Annotated in this window: 16 protein-coding genes; 7 read left to right on the top strand and 9 right to left on the bottom strand. The window is 62.8% G+C overall.

Going from position 1 to position 15,776, the window contains the following annotated elements; genetic code table 11:
• From GEV05_24575 to GEV05_24560, 4 genes are all read right to left on the bottom strand, one after another.
• The coding region (locus tag GEV05_24575; GenBank protein ID MPZ46503.1) for a CusA/CzcA family heavy metal efflux RND transporter at positions 1-1,280 on the bottom strand (1,280 nt) is incomplete at its 3' end.
• Entirely contained in the window at positions 1,277-2,857 is a 1,581-nt protein-coding gene (locus tag GEV05_24570) for an efflux RND transporter periplasmic adaptor subunit (GenBank protein MPZ46502.1), read from the bottom strand. The genes GEV05_24575 and GEV05_24570, both read right to left, overlap by 4 nt.
• Positions 2,854-4,179, bottom strand: coding sequence for a heavy metal resistance protein CzcC (locus GEV05_24565; protein ID MPZ46501.1), 1,326 nt, complete (start codon positions 4,177-4,179; stop codon positions 2,854-2,856). The genes GEV05_24570 and GEV05_24565 overlap by 4 nt, the downstream gene beginning before the upstream one ends.
• A 67-nt stretch (positions 4,180-4,246) precedes the next feature.
• The gene (locus GEV05_24560; GenBank protein MPZ46500.1) at positions 4,247-4,567 is read right to left on the bottom strand and encodes a hypothetical protein; all 321 of its coding nucleotides are present in this window, start codon (positions 4,565-4,567) and stop codon (positions 4,247-4,249) included.
• A 496-nt stretch (positions 4,568-5,063) separates the two neighbouring features.
• On the opposite strand from GEV05_24560, the gene GEV05_24555 reads away from it, so the two are divergent.
• The 7 genes from GEV05_24555 to GEV05_24525 all read left to right on the top strand — a co-directional run bounded on the left by GEV05_24555 (position 5,064) and on the right by GEV05_24525 (position 12,225).
• Complete coding sequence (locus tag GEV05_24555; GenBank protein ID MPZ46499.1) at positions 5,064-5,471, top strand: hypothetical protein; 408 nt, start codon at positions 5,064-5,066, stop codon at positions 5,469-5,471.
• Positions 5,472-5,549: 78 nt separating this feature from the next.
• Positions 5,550-5,876 carry a hypothetical protein gene (locus GEV05_24550; protein ID MPZ46498.1) on the top strand — a complete coding sequence of 109 codons (327 nt, stop codon included), beginning with the start codon at positions 5,550-5,552 and terminating at the stop codon, positions 5,874-5,876.
• Complete coding sequence (locus tag GEV05_24545; GenBank protein MPZ46497.1) at positions 5,876-7,270, top strand: RND transporter; 1,395 nt, start codon at positions 5,876-5,878, stop codon at positions 7,268-7,270. Before GEV05_24550 ends, GEV05_24545 begins: the two co-directional genes overlap by 1 nt.
• 11 nt (positions 7,271-7,281) lie before the next feature.
• On the top strand, positions 7,282-8,655 hold the full coding sequence (locus GEV05_24540; protein ID MPZ46496.1) for a multicopper oxidase domain-containing protein: 1,374 nt from the start codon (positions 7,282-7,284) through the stop codon (positions 8,653-8,655).
• 12 nt (positions 8,656-8,667) lie between these two features.
• Positions 8,668-9,168 carry a plastocyanin gene (locus GEV05_24535; protein MPZ46495.1) on the top strand — a complete coding sequence of 167 codons (501 nt, stop codon included), beginning with the start codon at positions 8,668-8,670 and terminating at the stop codon, positions 9,166-9,168.
• Positions 9,165-9,503, top strand: a complete 339-nt coding sequence (locus GEV05_24530) for a hypothetical protein (GenBank protein MPZ46494.1) — start codon at positions 9,165-9,167, stop codon at positions 9,501-9,503. The genes GEV05_24535 and GEV05_24530 overlap by 4 nt, the downstream gene beginning before the upstream one ends.
• A 289-nt stretch (positions 9,504-9,792) precedes the next feature.
• On the top strand, positions 9,793-12,225 hold the full coding sequence (locus GEV05_24525; protein MPZ46493.1) for a heavy metal translocating P-type ATPase: 2,433 nt from the start codon (positions 9,793-9,795) through the stop codon (positions 12,223-12,225).
• A 58-nt stretch (positions 12,226-12,283) separates the two neighbouring features.
• Here GEV05_24525 and GEV05_24520 read toward each other — a convergent pair whose 3' ends face one another.
• The 5 genes from GEV05_24520 to GEV05_24500 form a co-directional block, all read right to left on the bottom strand.
• Complete coding sequence (locus GEV05_24520) at positions 12,284-12,781, bottom strand: hypothetical protein (GenBank protein MPZ46492.1); 498 nt, start codon at positions 12,779-12,781, stop codon at positions 12,284-12,286.
• 67 nt (positions 12,782-12,848) lie between these two features.
• Positions 12,849-13,337 (bottom strand): c-type cytochrome, encoded by a 489-nt coding sequence (locus GEV05_24515; protein MPZ46491.1) that lies wholly within the window; start codon positions 13,335-13,337, stop codon positions 12,849-12,851.
• Positions 13,313-13,591, bottom strand: coding sequence for a hypothetical protein (locus GEV05_24510; protein ID MPZ46490.1), 279 nt, complete (start codon positions 13,589-13,591; stop codon positions 13,313-13,315). The genes GEV05_24515 and GEV05_24510 overlap by 25 nt, the downstream gene beginning before the upstream one ends.
• The gene (locus GEV05_24505; GenBank protein ID MPZ46489.1) at positions 13,561-14,049 is read right to left on the bottom strand and encodes a hypothetical protein; all 489 of its coding nucleotides are present in this window, start codon (positions 14,047-14,049) and stop codon (positions 13,561-13,563) included. The genes GEV05_24510 and GEV05_24505 overlap by 31 nt, the downstream gene beginning before the upstream one ends.
• Positions 14,050-14,061: 12 nt before the next feature.
• Positions 14,062-15,426, bottom strand: a complete 1,365-nt coding sequence (locus GEV05_24500) for a multicopper oxidase domain-containing protein (GenBank protein ID MPZ46488.1) — start codon at positions 15,424-15,426, stop codon at positions 14,062-14,064.
• Positions 15,427-15,776: the final 350 nt, after the last annotated feature.

Here is a 15,776-nt window from a genome sequence, read left to right as displayed (position 1 = left end):
GGATGCGCGCCATGCCACGCTTCGATGTGCTTGTGCGCGTTCTCGATCATCACCACGGCGGCATCGACCATCGCCCCGATAGCGATCGCGATGCCGCCGAGTGACATGATATTGGCGTTGACCCCCTGGTAGTTCATCACGACGAAGGCGATCAAGATCCCCAATGGGAGCGAGATGATGGCGACGAATGCCGAGCGCAGATGAAACAGGAAGACGAGGCACACTAGCGCCACGACGACGAATTCCTCGATCAGCTTTTCGCTGAGGTTGCGCACCGCGCGCTTGATCAAGCTCGAGCGGTCGTAGGTGGGGACGATTTCGACACCGGGAGGCAGGCTTGGCTTCAACTGCTCGAGCTTGGCTTTTACGGCAGCGATTGTTTCCAGCGCATTCTTGCCATAGCGCATGACCACGATGCCGCCCGCGACTTCGCCTTCCCCGTTCAATTCGGCGATGCCGCGTCGCATCTCGGGACCTACCTGAATGCGCGCCACGTCACCCAGGCGGACCGGAACGCCGGCCTCGGTCGTCATCAGCGGGATCTTGCGGAAGTCGTCGAGCGACTGCAGGTAGCCGGACGCTCGCACCATGTATTCCGCTTCGCCGAGTTCGAGCACCGATCCACCGGTCTCCTGGTTGGCACGCTGCACCGCTTCCACCACTTTCATGTGCGGGATGTTGAACGACCGCAGGCGGTCGGGATCCAGCACGATCTGGTACTGGCGCACCATGCCGCCGACGCTCGCGACCTCCGAGACGTTCGGCACGGCCTTCAACTCGTACTTTAGAAACCAGTCCTGCAGCGCGCGCAGTTGCGACAGGTCCATCCTGCCACTGCGATCAATCAGCGCGTATTCATAGACCCAGCCCACGCCGGTTGCATCCGGACCGATCGCGGTCCTCGCTTGCGCGGGCAGCCTCGATGCCTGCACTTGACTCAAGTATTCGAGCACGCGCGAGCGCGCCCAGTACGGATCGGTGCCGTCCTCGAACAGGACGTACACGAACGAATCGCCGAACATCGAGTAACCGCGCACGGTACGCGCCCCTGGCACGGAGAGCATCGTCGTGGCAAGGGGGTAGGTGACCTGGTTCTCGACGATCTGAGGCGCCTGGCCCGGGAACGTCGTGCGGATGATCACCTGCACATCCGACAGATCGGGGATCGCGTCGAGTGGCGTCCGGAGCATGGCCCAGACGCCCCATGCGGCAATCATCGCCGTGACGAGCAGCACCAGGAATCGGTTGAGGATCGACCAGCGGATGAGCTTCGCGATCATCTCTTCGCGCCTGTCGTGCTGTCCTTCTTCATGGCGGGTTCGGCTGTTCCGCCAATGGGCGAAATCCGAGTGATCTCGTACATGCCGTCGGGCATCGCACGAATCTCAAAGGTGACGCTGTCGCCCACGCGCAGATCCTTGGGCGCTTTCTCCGCCGGCAGCTTGAACCCCATGGTCATGGGGCCCCACTGCAACGAGGGAATCGGACCGTGAGAGAGCGTGATCTCGTCTTTACCGATGGCTTCGACCTTGCCCTCACCGCGGTGGATGGCGTCGGTTCCCGCCGGTGCATCCGTGCCCGGCATCGGGCTCATGCGGGTGGCACTGCTCCTGAGGCTCGCTTCGGAGTCGAGCAGGAACTGGCCGGATATCACCACTTTCTGCCCGGCTTCCAGGCCTTTACGGATTTCACTCTGCCCGTTGGCCTCGAGGCCCAGCTCGACGTCCACGGGCGCGAATCCGCCGCCATCCTGCGCAAGAATCACAACGGTGCGCGTGCCGGTCTGGATCACGGCCTCGGTCGGCACGAGCAGCGTCTCCTTGCGTGCCGACGACGTGAAATCCACGGTGGCAAACATGCCGGGCATGAGCCGTCTGCCCGGATTGTTCAATTCGACGCGTGCCCGCAGGGTGCGCGTGGCCGCGCTCACTTCAGGCAGGATCGTGCTGACACGACCCTTGAAGAACTCGCCGGGCAACGCCGGGGCGCGTGCCTGGACTGGCGCGCCGGGCCGCACAAGCGCGGCCTGCGCTTCACTTACTTCGGCGTTCACCCAGACGGTGCTCAAGCCGTTAATGCGAAACAGCGGCGCGCCCGACATGACGGTCATGCCCTCTCGCGCCCCGAGTTCCGTGATCACGCCTTCGATCGGCGCGGTCACCGTCAAGCGCGGATGGACTCGTCCGGTCGATTCGACCAGCCCGATATGATCCTCGGTCATGCCGGCCAGGCGCATGCGCTCGCGCGCGCCGTCCAGCAGTGGTGCGATTCCGGCGCTCGTCGCCGCCATGCGCTTCACCGTCAGGTACTCCTCCTGCGCCGCTACCCATTCAGGGACGTACAACTCGGCGAGTGCCTGACCTTTCTTGACGGCATCAAGCGGCGCACGGACGTAGAGCTTTTCGACGTAGCCGTTCGCCCGCGCCTGCACGGCGGCCACGTCGCGCTCGTTATAGGCAACGCTACCCACCGCTTCCACTCGCGACTCAAGAGTTCCCCTGGTTACTTGGGCGATGCGAACCCCCAGGTTCTGCTGGACGCGCGGACTAATAGCGACCTTGCCTTCGTCCCCTTCCGCACCCGCATAGACAGGGACGAGCTGCATGTCCATGAAGGGCGACTTGCCGGGCTTGTCGAACTTTTGTCCCGGCACCATCGGATCATGCCAATAGAGCACCCGCTTTCCGGTCGCCGGATCGATGTCGCCTGCCTTTTTAGGCGCGCTTGTGTCTTCAGTTGCTGAAGTGGCTGCTGTCATCTGCATGCCGCGGCTGATGCCAAGCCGATAGAGGCCGTATCCACCCGCGGCGACCGTGCTCAGGACAAGGATTGTTGCAATCGCGAAGCGCGCTCTCATTTCGCCACCCCGAGGTCGATGCGGGGCGCCGTAGGCGTTGAAACGGGCGGCGATGCGAGGGACTCGTCGGGATAGAGATAGCGCAGCTGCGCCCAGGTGCGCGCGGTATCCGCCTCGATCTCCAAGAGCTGCGTTCGCACTTCGAGCTCGTTGCGCCGGGCGGCCACCACCACCGACAGCTCGCCCTTGCCCCCGCGGTACGCGGAGACCAGCGCCTGCGTGCGGTCGCGCGCGAGCGGCAGCAGTTCACGTTCGTAGCGACGTAGCCGCTCGCGCCCATTCTGCCACTCGTTCACCATCGTCTGAACTTCGGCGACATGGGCGCGCAGCGCCTCATCGCGCTGCGCCTGCGCCTTCTCGGCCAGCGCCAGCTTCGATGCAAGATCTCGGTCCTGGCGGTTCTTCTGGTCCCATTGCAGAGGAATCGAAACACCGACCCCGATCATGTCGGAGAAATCCGACCCGCGCTTCTGGTACATCACCTCCCAAGTCCAATCGGCTCGCTTGTTCGCCTGCGCGAGCGCCGCCTGCGCCTGCAGCATGGCAACTTCCTCGCTCATTACTGCAATACTGGGATGACGCCGCAGCTGCTCCTCTAGGGCATGGAGATGGATGGGTATTGTGTCCAACGGCGGCTCGCCGGCGAGCGCCTGTTTTCCCGCCTCCTCTCCAACCCAGCGCGACAGCATCACGCGCGCGTTACGAATGCGCCGGTCGAGAATCGTCAGGCGATCTTCGATCACGACACGCGAGCTGTTCGCGGCAAGCACATCGGCCTGACTACTGCTCCGGCCGGCGCGGTAAGCGCTTTCGGCTGCTTCGATTTCGAGCCGGATCTCTTGTGCCTCGTCGGCGATAAGCGCGCGCACGCGTTCGAGGTAAAGGACATCCAGCCATGCGATTGCGGTGTCGCGTTGCACGGCGGCCAGCTCAGCGTTCTTCTCCGCGACGGCGCGATCGGCTTCACGCTCGAAACGAGCACTACGCAGCCGACGCTTCTCCGAGCCCGTGAACTCCTGCATCACGCTAATGCGGCGCATGGTCATGAAATCGCGGCCGAGGGTGAAGCGGTCAGCGCCCTCTACCGGCAGATTGTCGATACCGAGGCGCAGCACCGGGTCGGGCAGTTGACCGGCAGCCACTGCCATTTCCCTGGATGACCGGATCGACGCGTCTTGGGCGAAAAGCTGCCGAGAGCGCTCGACTGCGATCCGCTGCGCTTCGGCAAGTGTGAGAGGGCGCTCCGCGGCATGACTGCCAAGGGGCAGCAAAACGGCGATGCTGATGAGCAGGCGCGCAACAGCCAACGATGGATAACGCATGAATCCTCCGAATAACGATAACCGCCGGCCAAGGCGCGGCCGGGCCGTCACATCGCTATGCGGAGGATCAGATCAGAAAACTACAGCAACGTATGGTCTTCGGTGGGTCGCGCGCGGCGTTGTCGAGCGCAAGGGGGATCCGGTACGTGCGGCTGTCATCCAGTACGCGCACTATCCGCACTGCCTGATCGGCGACGGGCGGAAGCAGAAGTGGCGTGTACCCGGGCACCTTATTACCGTCGGTGCATTTGCTTACGCACAAGTTCGATTCGGAAACCGACGTTTCACAGCAACCATGCTCTTCTGCAGCCGCGGCTGCCGACATGCCGGCTTCGACGCAAGGACGGGTTGCAAAAGCGGCCTGCGTGAAAAGCAGCAGGCCGATCAAGACCTGGCAAATCGCTGCTGTCAGCTTCCGGTGAGCGCGCATGGCAGCGGTATGGTAATGCGGTGGCCGGCGCCGGTCAAGCGCTGGAGGAAGTCGGTCTCCCTGTGAATTCCTCGCGGCGTTTCAAGTGATCCGATTTGACTCTCCTCGCGGCACGAGGCTTGCGTCGCCCGGTGCATGTCGATTTCATGCCCCGTTCCGCACGACGTTTGCGCCGACTGCCATGACACTCTGAGACGCAAAAACTGTCCTCTGCGTGCAATGCTCAAGTGAGGAACCATGGACGCGAAGCGTTCCGAGCGCGAAGGCTGGGTCCTGTGAAGCCAGTAAGGAGTAAAACGCCATGAAGAATCCCTATCTCAGTCTGACCCCGAGAGCCCCGATCATCGGCAGTTTCTTGGCGGCCCTGACCCGCCAGACGGGTGTCGATTCAAACATTTTGAACTGAGAACCAGCTCGTTGGTCGAACTGCCGATCTGCGGTAATATCGCCCGCCATGAACGCACTTGCTCGATTCCTGCTGTTGCTCATGATCGCCGTGGCCGTGCCTGTTCACGGTGCGCTGGCGATCACGGTGGGGCAGTGTCGGGCGCTCGAGCATACTGGCGGCGACCCCGGCGGTCACGACGCCGCGGGCCACGGGGCGGCAACGGCGGATAGCCACGATCACCAACAGCACGCGCATCCCGCTTCGGGATCCGACTCTGTAGCGGATTCCGAAGATCCCACTTCTTCGGGATCGCATTGCGGCCCTTGTTCGGCGTGCTGCGCATCGGCTGCGATCACCGGCCCGGTGCAGCCTCAACTTCTCAACGAAGTTTTTTCCCTTCTTGACCTGGGTCCGGACGAGCAGCCGATCAGCATTCGGCTGGTCGGACTTGATCGTCCTCCACTCGCTCTCTGACGTCCGCTGAAGCCGGCGTGCGCCCTGCGCGCGCCGATCCCGCGCATTCCCTGCGCGCGCTTTGTCGTCGAGAGAGTCATGAAAAATCTATTTTTCCTGGCGCTTGCGGTGTTTGCCGCAAGCGCAGCGTCTGCCCAAGCACCGGCCGCACGCCGCGATCCGACGAATCCTCAGGCGCGCGTTCCGGCCCTGGAGTACCGTTCTGCCTTCGAGAACTACCGGCCCTACCGTGATTCGCCGGTCACCAACTGGCGCGCGTCGAACGAGGAAGTAAGGGCGATCGGGGGTCATGCCGGACACTTGGCCAAACCGGACGGGGCGAGTAATCCCGCGGTGAAGCCGGAGGCCAAGGATTCGTCGCCGGCAGAAAAGCCAAAGTCCGGCGGACACGGGGGACATCACTGATGAACCTCCTCATCGTCCTCGCAGCAATCTTCCTGGCCGGCTGTGCGACCCTGAGTCCGGACGCCGGATTCTCCGATGTGGAGCAGGCAGTAACGCAGCGTACCGGTGCCCGAACCCAATGGGTCCGTTCCGAAGATGCGGCCAATTCCGTCCAGGCAAGGCTCAAGGAGCTCCTGCTAAAGCCTATCGGTCCGCCGCAGGCGGTGCAGATCGCGCTGCTGAACAATCCTGGCTTGCAAGCACGCTATGCCGATGTCGGGATCGCCGAGGCCGACCTGGTGCAGGCGAGCCGCTGGCGCGGGCCGACGTTTTCGTTTGCCCGGCTGCGCCGCGGCGGCGAGACCGAGATCGAGCGCAGCGTCTTCTTCGACGTTCTGGGTTTGATCACGATTCCGCTCTCGGTCAGGGGGGAGGAGGCGCGCTTTGCGGCCGCCAAGAACCGCGCAGCTTCCGAGGCATTGCGCGTCGCGCTTGAAACGCGCAGGGCCTGGTTCAATGCGGTGGCCGCCCGCGAAACCTCTCGATATATGGAGCAGGTGAAGCAAGCGGCCGAGGCGAGTGCCGAGCTCGCGCGGCGCATGGCCGAAGTAGGCAACTGGCCGAAGCTCAACCAGGCGCGTGAGCAAGCTTTCTATGCCGAATCGACGGTCCAGCTTGCGCGGGCTCGGCAAGCCGAAGCGAGCGCGCGCGAGCGCCTGGCGCGCTTGATGGGCCTTTGGGGCGAAGACCTCGGCTTTCAGTTGCCGGAGCGCTTGCCCGATCTGCCCAAGGAGCCTCGACAACTCGGACCCGACAGCGAGACGCAGGCGCTTGCCCAGCGGCTGGATGTCGAAGCGGCGCGCCGCGATGCCGAAGCGCTCGCGCGCTCGCTCGGACTCACCAAGGTCAGCCGCTTCGTGAGCCTGCTCGAGTTCGGGCTCCACAGGAATAGCGAAACCGGACAGCCACGCCAGCGGGGCTGGGAGATCGAGATCGGAATTCCGATCTTCGATTTCGGAACCGCGCGCACCGCACGCGCCGAGGCGCTCTACATGCAATCCGTTTCTCGTGCAGCGGAAGTCGCCATTCAGGCGCGATCCGAGGTGCGCGATGCCTACGGAAGCTACCGCACCAATTTCGATCTGGCGCGGCATTACCGCGACGAGGTCATTCCGTTGCGCAAACGAATCTCGGAAGAAATGCTGCTGCGCTACAACGGCATGTTGGCAAGCGTGTTCGAGCTGCTGGCCGATTCGCGTGACCAGGTCGCCGCGGTGAACGCTTATATCGAAGCCCTGCGGGACTTCTGGCTCGCGGAATCGGACTTTCAAATGGCGCTGACCGGACGCTCCCCGGGCGCGAGCACCGGAACGACCAGAACCGCAGCGCCGGCCGCCGCCAGTGGCGGTCACTAAAAGGGATTCACATGAACACTCGGAGACGATTTTTCGGCCAATCGGCCGCTGGACTCATCGGAGCTGCACTCGTATCGCGGGTCGGCGCCGCATCCTTGCCGGAGGCGCCGATACGGACGACCCCCGACATGGCTCCCCCACTGCAACCGAGCAGCGGGCGCCCATATAGCCCCGTCGTGACGCTGAACGGCTGGTCGTTGCCGTGGCGAATGAACAGCGGTTGGAAGGAATTTCACCTCGTGGCCGAACCAGTCGTGCGCCAGATCGCCGCCGGCATGAACGCGCACCTCTGGGGCTACAACGGCCAGTCGCCCGGCCCGACGATCGAGGTGGTCGAGGGCGACAAAGTACGCCTGTTTGTCACCAACAAGCTGCCCGAGCACACGACGATTCATTGGCACGGACAGCGACTGCCCAACGGCATGGACGGGGTCGGTGGATTGACCCAGCCGCACATTCGGCCCGGGAAGACTTTCGTGTACGAGTTCGAGGCCAAACGTCCGGGCACCTTCATGTACCACCCGCACGCCGACGAGATGGTGCAGATGGCGATGGGCATGATGGGTTTTTGGGTGACGCACCCGAAGAATCCGAAGTTCATGCCGGTGGATCGCGATTTCGTCTTCCTGCTGGGCGCGTTCGATATCGAACCGGGCAGCTTCACGCCTCGGGTCAATACCATGCTCGACTTCAACCTGTTCGCCTTCAATACGCGTGTCTTCCCCGGGATCGATCCCTTGGTCGTGCGCCGTAACGATCGCGTCCGCATCCGCGTCGGGAATCTCACCATGACCAATCACCCGATTCATCTGCACGGCCACGAGTTCGAGGTGACCGGCACCGACGGCGGGTGGACGCATCCGTCTTCTCGCTGGCCGGAGGTTACGACCGATATCGGCGTCGGCCAGATGCGCGCGATCGAGTTCATCGCCAACGAGCCCGGCGACTGGGCCCTGCACTGCCACAAGTCGCACCACACCATGAACGCGATGGGCCACGACGTACCGACCATGATCGGCGTCGACCACCGCGGCGTGGTGGAGAAGATCAATCGACTGGTGCCCGATTACATGGTTATGGGCGAGCGCGGCATGGCGGACATGGGCGAGATGGAGATGCCACTGCCCGATAACACCCTGCCCATGATGACCGGCCGGGGGCAGTACGGCGCCATAGAGATGGGCGGCATGTTCACCGTGTTGAAAGTGCGCGATGGGCTAGCCCGCAACGACTACAAGGATCCCGGTCCCTACCAGCATCCCGCCGGTACCGTGGCATTCGAGTGGACCGGGCAGTTGCCGGTCGCCGAGCGCCCGGCACCGGCTGCGGCAAGCAAGATGTCTTTGAAGGTCCGCAAACCGCCGGCCGGCCATGCCGGCCATTGACAAGGAGCAAGCATGAAAGTGAGCGACATCGTTCTACTGGCGGCACTCGCTAGCATGTCGGCGAACGTGCTTGCGCACGGCGAAGCCAAGCACGAAAAGAAACCGCGTGCGATTTCCACCGAAGGAAAGGCGTTCGGCCGCGAGGGCGACCCCAGGAAGGTCACACGCACGATCGACGTGGACATGAGCGACAAGATGCGGTTTTCGCCTGCGCAGCTCACCATCAAGCAAAGCGAAACGGTTCGCTTTCGAGTCAGGAATTCGGGGCAAGTCATGCATGAGATGGTGCTCGGCACCATGCAGGAGCTGAAGGAGCACGCGGAGGTCATGAAGAAGCATCCCGGTATGGAACATGACGAGCCGTACATGGCCCATGTAGTTGCCGGCAAGGCGGAGAACATGGTGTGGCAATTCACCAAGCCCGGTGAGTTCTTCTACGGTTGCCTGGTTCCCGGGCACTTTGAAGCCGGCATGGTCGGAAAGATCATCGTTACGAAAGGAAGCAGCAAATGAAGACTCTCATCTATGCCGTCCTCGCAGGTTCGCTCCTGACATTGCCAGCGCTCGCCGCCGACACGCATCATCAAGGTAGCAAGACGGCCGCAGCGTTGACGCAGACGGCTCCCGCCTTGTCCGACGGTGAGATACGCAAGGTCGACAAGGACGCGAAGAAACTCACCATCCGCCACGGTCCGCTCGCGAACCTGGACATGCCCGCCATGACCATGGTGTTCCAAGTGCAGGACGCGGCAATGCTCGACCAGGTCAAGCCGGGCGACACGGTGAAATTCGAGGCGCAGAAGATCGGCGGCGCGTACACCGTCACCAGGATCGAACCGGCAAACTAGTGCTCATTGGTTCAACTTTCGCACTGAACAGTCTGGCAGGCGGGCGGCTCTCTTCTGCTACCGGGTCCGTCCATCGCAGCTGTACAAAGTGGTCTGGGTAATCGCGCACCTAAGGGCCGGCGTGCACGTGACCGGGATGATCGTCCGGTGCTCCAACCGATCGCGTGGCCCTCTATTGTGAAGCGGAGAATATCAAATTTGCGAGGACGAAATGAATAAGCCCGTCCATCAGCACGCTCGTGGAACTGGGATGCACGCTCACGCGGATCGCCATGCGCACGCCCCTCATATGCGTCCGGGCGCGCCATCTGACGAGACCGTCGCGATCGATCCGGTCTGCGGTATGAAGGTTGATCCGAACTCAGCGGCAGGTTCGTACGAGTACAAGGGTGTCAAACACTACTTCTGCAGTACGCACTGCCTGGAGAAGTTCAAGGCCGATCTGGAGAAGTTCAGGACACCGGACAAAGCTCGTGAACTTGCACCGGCCGCGCCGGGCGCCAAGTACACCTGCCCCATGCATCCAGAGATCGTGCGAGACGCACCGGGCGACTGCCCCATCTGCGGTATGGCGCTCGTGCCCGTTGCGGGTACGGGTGAGGCGGACGATTCCGAGCTGCGCGATCTGACCCGTCGATTCTGGCTTGGAACGGCCTTGTCGATACCGCTGGTCATCCTCGCCATGGCACCGATGGTCGGCTTCGCAGAACTGTTCGGATTGAGACCGCGGGCACGCGGCTGGGTGGAATTCGCACTCGGCACGCCAGTCGTGCTGTGGGTCGGCTGGCCCATATTGCGCAAGTTCTGGCTGTCGATCACGCACCGCGCGCTCAACATGTACACCTTGATCGGGCTGGGCGTGACGCTCGCCTACCTGTTCAGTCTGGCGGCGGTCTTCGTGCCCGGTGTCTTTCCCCACGAGTTCCAGGCTCATGACGGCGCCGTCGGCACCTACTTCGAGGCCGCCGCGGTGATCGTCACGCTCGTGCTTCTCGGCGATTTACTGCAGTTGCGGGCCATGGGTCGAACGAGCCAGGCGATCAGTGAATTGTTGCGCCTGTCGCCCAATCTCGCCTGGCGCGTGCACGACGACGGCAGTGAAGAGCAGGTGCCGCTCGAGCAAGTAGCGGTCGGCGATCGCTTGCGCGGGAAACCCGGAGAGAAAATCCCTGTCGACGGCGCTGTGCTGGAGGGAACGAGCCGGGTGGACGAATCGATGATCACGGGCGAGCCTGTGCCGGTCGCCAAGTCGGAAGGCGACCGGGTTACCGGTGCAACCGTGAACGGAACCGGCTCGATCATCATGCGCGCGGAACGCGTCGGCTCCGACACGCTGCTCGCGCGCATCGTGCACATGGTGGGTGAGGCGCAGCGAACGCGCGCCCCGATCCAGAAGCTCGCCGATCTCATCGCAGCCCGATTCGTCGAGGTCGTGATCGTCATAGCGCTGGTGACCGCCGCGGTCTGGTGGATCTTCGGGCCGCAGCCCGCGCTCACCTATGCCTTGCTCAATGCGGTAGCAGTGCTGATCATCGCCTGCCCGTGTGCCGTAGGGCTCGCGACCCCGATCTCGATGACGGTCGCCATGGGTGAGGGCGCTCGTCAAGGCATACTCTTTCGCAACGCGGAAGCGATCGAGCGCATGCGAGAGATCGATACGGTCGTGGTCGACAAGACGGGAACCCTCACCCTCGGCCGTCCTGCGATGACGGAGTCAGAGGTGGAAGGCATTGCACGCGAGGACGCCCTGATGCTGCTTGCTTCTGCGGAGCGGCCGTCTGAGCACCCGATCGGACACGCGATCGTGCAAGCGGCCAAGGAGGGTGATGTAGCCCTGCGACCCGCTTCGGGCTTCGAGGTGCACAACGGACTGGGCGTCGAAGCGAGCGTCGATGGCCGTAACGTCCTGGTCGGCAGCCGTGCCTTTCTGCAGCAACGGGGCATCAATACCCAGTCCTGGCACGCACGAGCGGAGACGTTGCGGGCCGAAGCGAAGACCGTCGTCTTCCTGGCGGTCGACAATCGCGCGGCGGCGATCGCAGCGATTGCGGACCCCATCAAGGAAAGCACGCCGGAGGCCATCGCCGCCTTGAAGCATTCGGGCGTGAGAATCGTCATGCTGATCGGGGACTCTCAACGCACGGCAGACGCCGTCGCACGCCAGCTCGGTATCGATGAGGCGATCGGCGAGGTGCTGCCCGAGGACAAGGCGAAGCATATAAAGCGGCTTCAGGCGGACGGCCGCAAGGTAGCCATGGCGGGCGACGGTATTATCGAGCGTTCCCTATTTCATGTCACGCTCGTCCCTCACCCCCAACCCCTCTCCCGGGGGGAGAGGGGAGCGTCGCGTCCGTATTGGACTGTCGTCCAATACGGAACGATCAATAATGACGCACCGGCGCTAGCGCAGGCCGATGTCGGCATGGCCATGGGAACCGGCACTGACGTCGCAATGGAAAGCGCCGGAGTGACCCTGGTGAAGGGCGATTTACGCGGCATTGCGCGAGCCGCGGCGCTTTCGCGGGCGACCATGCGCAATATCCGGCAAAACCTGTGGTTCGCTTTTGGGTACAACGCGCTCGGCATTCCGATCGCGGCAGGTGTTCTCTATCCGGCGTTCGGCATCCTGCTCTCACCGATCTTCGCCGGTGCAGCCATGGCGCTCAGTTCCGTTTCGGTGGTGACCAATGCGCCCAGGCTGCGGGGTGCAAAGCTAACATAGCCGGGGGACGGCTTGGTCAGGGTGCCCCCACCCGCCGTGTAGCCATGCCCCATTCACCCTATTGGTCCTTCGCCGGACTCGAGCATTTCCTGACGCCGATGTAAAGCGCAACGGGCGGAATCACGGCCCACTGTAGAAGTGGTGACGCACCGAGGCGTACGCCGGCGAGCTCGATCACCGGCATGCGTTCGGAATAGGCCCAGCTTTGAAGGACTGCAACGTTCAACCACTCGCTGAATGCGGTATACGACATCCCCACTATGGCGGTGACAAGAGCGATGCGTCGCCAGTGCCAGCTGCTCAGCGGCCCCTCCCGCCCGACGGTCAGCGTCAGCGCGAGGGAGGCCGCGCCGATCAGGAGGTCACCGACAGTGCAGTGCGCAACCGCGAATGCCATGTAACCCGGGCTGGCCTCGTTCCAAATCGTGTACAGCGGCAGATGTGCGATCTCCCAGAGCAGACTGAGGCCGGCAAGCCAAGGTAGATAACGAAGCGCGATGAAGCGACGAGCGGCTCCATCGCAGAGCCAGCCGGCGCCGTTCGCTGCAGTACTCATCCGATGCGGCCGATCACTGGGAAGCACATGCAGGATTTCCGCAGTGCAATCCGTTGAGCCTTCGATTTCATTCTCGCCTCACATTGCGCATCATCTCCTGCCGCGCCATCAGGACATCGCTCGATTTCCAATGACTCTTAATGAAGGTGAGCACCGCCCAGATCTCCTGGTCGGAAAGCGTTCCGCCGAACGCCGGCATGTCGCTCTTGTAATCCTTCGGTGCATTGGGCCATACCATTCCGTGCTTCGTAATGGCGAAGAGCACTTCGTCCGGGTGATGCCACGTATGTCCTGATTCGTCATGCGGCGGGGCGGGGAGCTTGCCGTTCGGCAGCCGTCTGCGCCAATCCGGTTCACCTTCCAGCTTCGCGCCGTGACACGCGGCACAGTGCTGCGCATAGATCTTCTCGCCGAGCGCCAAGTGAGCGGCATTGCGCGAGTCGGCGCGCGGATCGTCTCCGGGAGCAGTCGCCTCGATGCAGGCGGATAGCACCGCCACGTAGCAGACGAGGACGACACGCCGCACAAGAATCACCGCGTTGGGGGTTCCGGCCATTGCTCGTTCGGCGAACGGCCGCGCCGTTCTGCGCTGCCACCCATCATGCCCATCATGCCCTGCATCATGGGACAGGCCCCCATCATTGCACCGCTGCCCTGTGAGGAGACCCTTTCCTCCAGTCGGGCAAGAGATTTTTCGATTCGGTCGAGTCTCGCTTCAATGGAATCCCGAGCTTCGTTGCGCTCTTGGGCGAACGCAACGCCCCCGACCAGCGCTCCGGCTACGACGACTGCGAAAATGCTCTTGCGCATGATGATGCTCCTTTCATTCGACGGCATACACTCGCGGACGAGCCGATACAGTTATCGCCAATCTCGTAGATCTGAAATGGTTCAGTTTTGTTGCCCGTCATCCCCGGAGATCCTTGCGGCATGCCCGGCAAAGATACGCCGCGGATCTTCGGCCGCTCACGGAGCATTCGGTCGATGATCGGCGCCGATACGTGGCCCTCGACCACATATCCACCCACGACGATCGTGTGACACCCGTACAGTTGCTCGGGTACCCCGTGTTTGCGCTTGATCTCGTCCAGGTCATGGGTTGCCACCTCCGTGACCCGGTATCCGTGGCGGCGGAGATAAGCCGCGTGATCCTGACAGCAGCCGCATTGCGGATTCTTGTACAACGTCGCGTCACGATTATCTCCGCCGTATGCGAGGTTGGCCGCGCTCAACGAAGCAAGAGTTGCGAGGAATGTGCGTCGCTTCATTCGCGTCTCCATTCAAATAACCCGGATACACGCCATCATTCCGCCGGCCTGGTGCTCGAGAACATGACAGTGAAACATCCAGTCGCCGGGGTTGTCGGCGACGAATGCGATCTCTGCATTCTCACGCGGAGCGAGCATGACTGTGTCGAGCCACTCGCGATACCGGGTCGGTTGTCCGTTTCGCGTGAGCACACGGAATGCGTGCCCGTGCAGGTGAATCGGATGATGCCAGGCTGTATCGTTGACCAGATTGAGTACGTAGCTTCGCCCGCGGCGCATGATGAACAGCGGGTCGAACCCGGCCGACCCGTCGCCGCAACCGACCGACCGTCCATTTACCGCCCAAGCTTTCCCTTGGCTCATGATCCGCATATCGCCCATCATCCCACCGGTGAAGATGACATCGTGGCGCTCCGGACGGCGGAGCGAGGGCTCGGAGAGCGGATTCGATGGCAGCCGCACCGGTTCCTCCGGAGCGCTTCGCAACGGCCGCTCCTCGCTGTAGGCGAGCTGAATGAGCTCGTAGGCAAGCTGGCGATAGAAGTCATCGCGGACCCTGTGTCGGCTCCCAGGCTGCGCGGTCATGTCTAGAATCAGATCTGCTCGCATTGCCGGCCCGAGGACGATCGAACCTCCTTCGGGCTCGTGGGGATCCACCGGTTGGCCATCGAACGCGACTACCTGAGGCCGATGCCCCTCGAACGCAAGGGAAAAAATGCGGGCCGAAGCAGCATTGATAAGGCGCATGCGAATTCGCTCGCCGGCGCGCACGCGAAATTCTCCCGGTACGCTCCCATTGATAGTCACCGTATTGCCGACGCGGCCGTTGTGGCTCACATCCATGAAGCTGCCAAAACCGCCGCGGATCGAGGCGTCCGGATCCAGGCGCCAGTCACTGAGAACCCATACAATGTCACGGTCGACCTTGGGCGGCTCGAGCTCATCGACGATCAAGGTCCCTGCCAGCCCGCGCCCGACCTGTTCGTAGCTTCTCTGATGCGGATGGTAGAAAAAGGTCCCGGCGTCCGGCACGGCGAAGTCGTAAACAAACTCGGCGCCCGGCTCGATCGCTGGCTGCGTGATGACCGGCACGCCGTCCATCGCGTTCGGCAAGCGGACGCCGTGCCAATGGATAGTGGTACTTTCTGCAAGGGCATTCTTTACGCGTACGCGCAAGCGATCGCCCTGCCGCAGCCTTAGAAATGGCCCCGGAACCGTACCGTTGTACGCCCACACGACCGTCTCTGGGTAGCCCGCCGGAACGAGCTGTGCATGCGCAAGCTGCGCGACGAGTTGTGCTTCTACAACCCCCCGAGCGAAACCGGCAGCAGTCCTACGGCGCGAGGAAAGAAATGGCATGGATGCAAGTCCCAGCATCCCGGCCACAAAACGGCGCCGCGAACGTTGCGGACGCTCTACCGCACGTGCATTCAAGTTGGTCTCCGCGTTTACGGCCGTCGAACGGCGTGAGCGTGTTGCAGCAGATTGCGCAACAACTCGATGACGCGACCGGTTCGGTCAGGCGGAGAAGGCTTTCGGAGGGGCGGTGTCCGGCGGAGCGGCAAGGGACCGTACGGCGTCACTACTACGCTCGGAGGGCCGGCATGCGGGCATTAACTATCGATCACAAGGTTTAAGCCACCGGCTTTAGCCGGTCAGCTTTAGCTGCGAAAATGAGCCGCATGAGCGGAGGTGCGGCATGGAGTACCGGTACGGCAGCCACACGG

The organism is Betaproteobacteria bacterium (assembly GCA_009377585.1).
Classification (GTDB): domain Bacteria; phylum Pseudomonadota; class Gammaproteobacteria; order Burkholderiales; family WYBJ01; genus WYBJ01.
This window is presented reverse-complemented; position numbering and strand designations above follow the sequence as displayed.

Excerpts from the sequence above, each read along its gene's own strand:
- GEV05_24570 (MPZ46502.1), bottom strand. The coding sequence starts at position 2,857 with ATGAGAGCGCGCTTCGCGATTGCAACAATCCTTGTCCTGAGCACGGTC.
- GEV05_24565 (MPZ46501.1), bottom strand. The coding sequence starts at position 4,179 with ATGCGTTATCCATCGTTGGCTGTTGCGCGCCTGCTCATCAGCATCGCC.
- GEV05_24555 (MPZ46499.1), top strand. The coding sequence starts at position 5,064 with ATGAACGCACTTGCTCGATTCCTGCTGTTGCTCATGATCGCCGTGGCC.
- GEV05_24550 (MPZ46498.1), top strand. The coding sequence starts at position 5,550 with ATGAAAAATCTATTTTTCCTGGCGCTTGCGGTGTTTGCCGCAAGCGCA.
- GEV05_24545 (MPZ46497.1), top strand. The coding sequence starts at position 5,876 with ATGAACCTCCTCATCGTCCTCGCAGCAATCTTCCTGGCCGGCTGTGCG.
- GEV05_24540 (MPZ46496.1), top strand. The coding sequence starts at position 7,282 with ATGAACACTCGGAGACGATTTTTCGGCCAATCGGCCGCTGGACTCATC.
- GEV05_24535 (MPZ46495.1), top strand. The coding sequence starts at position 8,668 with ATGAAAGTGAGCGACATCGTTCTACTGGCGGCACTCGCTAGCATGTCG.
- GEV05_24530 (MPZ46494.1), top strand. The coding sequence starts at position 9,165 with ATGAAGACTCTCATCTATGCCGTCCTCGCAGGTTCGCTCCTGACATTG.
- GEV05_24525 (MPZ46493.1), top strand. The coding sequence starts at position 9,793 with ATGCGTCCGGGCGCGCCATCTGACGAGACCGTCGCGATCGATCCGGTC.
- GEV05_24520 (MPZ46492.1), bottom strand. The coding sequence starts at position 12,781 with ATGAGTACTGCAGCGAACGGCGCCGGCTGGCTCTGCGATGGAGCCGCT.
- GEV05_24515 (MPZ46491.1), bottom strand. The coding sequence starts at position 13,337 with ATGGCCGGAACCCCCAACGCGGTGATTCTTGTGCGGCGTGTCGTCCTC.
- GEV05_24510 (MPZ46490.1), bottom strand. The coding sequence starts at position 13,591 with ATGCGCAAGAGCATTTTCGCAGTCGTCGTAGCCGGAGCGCTGGTCGGG.
- GEV05_24505 (MPZ46489.1), bottom strand. The coding sequence starts at position 14,049 with ATGAAGCGACGCACATTCCTCGCAACTCTTGCTTCGTTGAGCGCGGCC.
- GEV05_24500 (MPZ46488.1), bottom strand. The coding sequence starts at position 15,426 with ATGCTGGGACTTGCATCCATGCCATTTCTTTCCTCGCGCCGTAGGACT.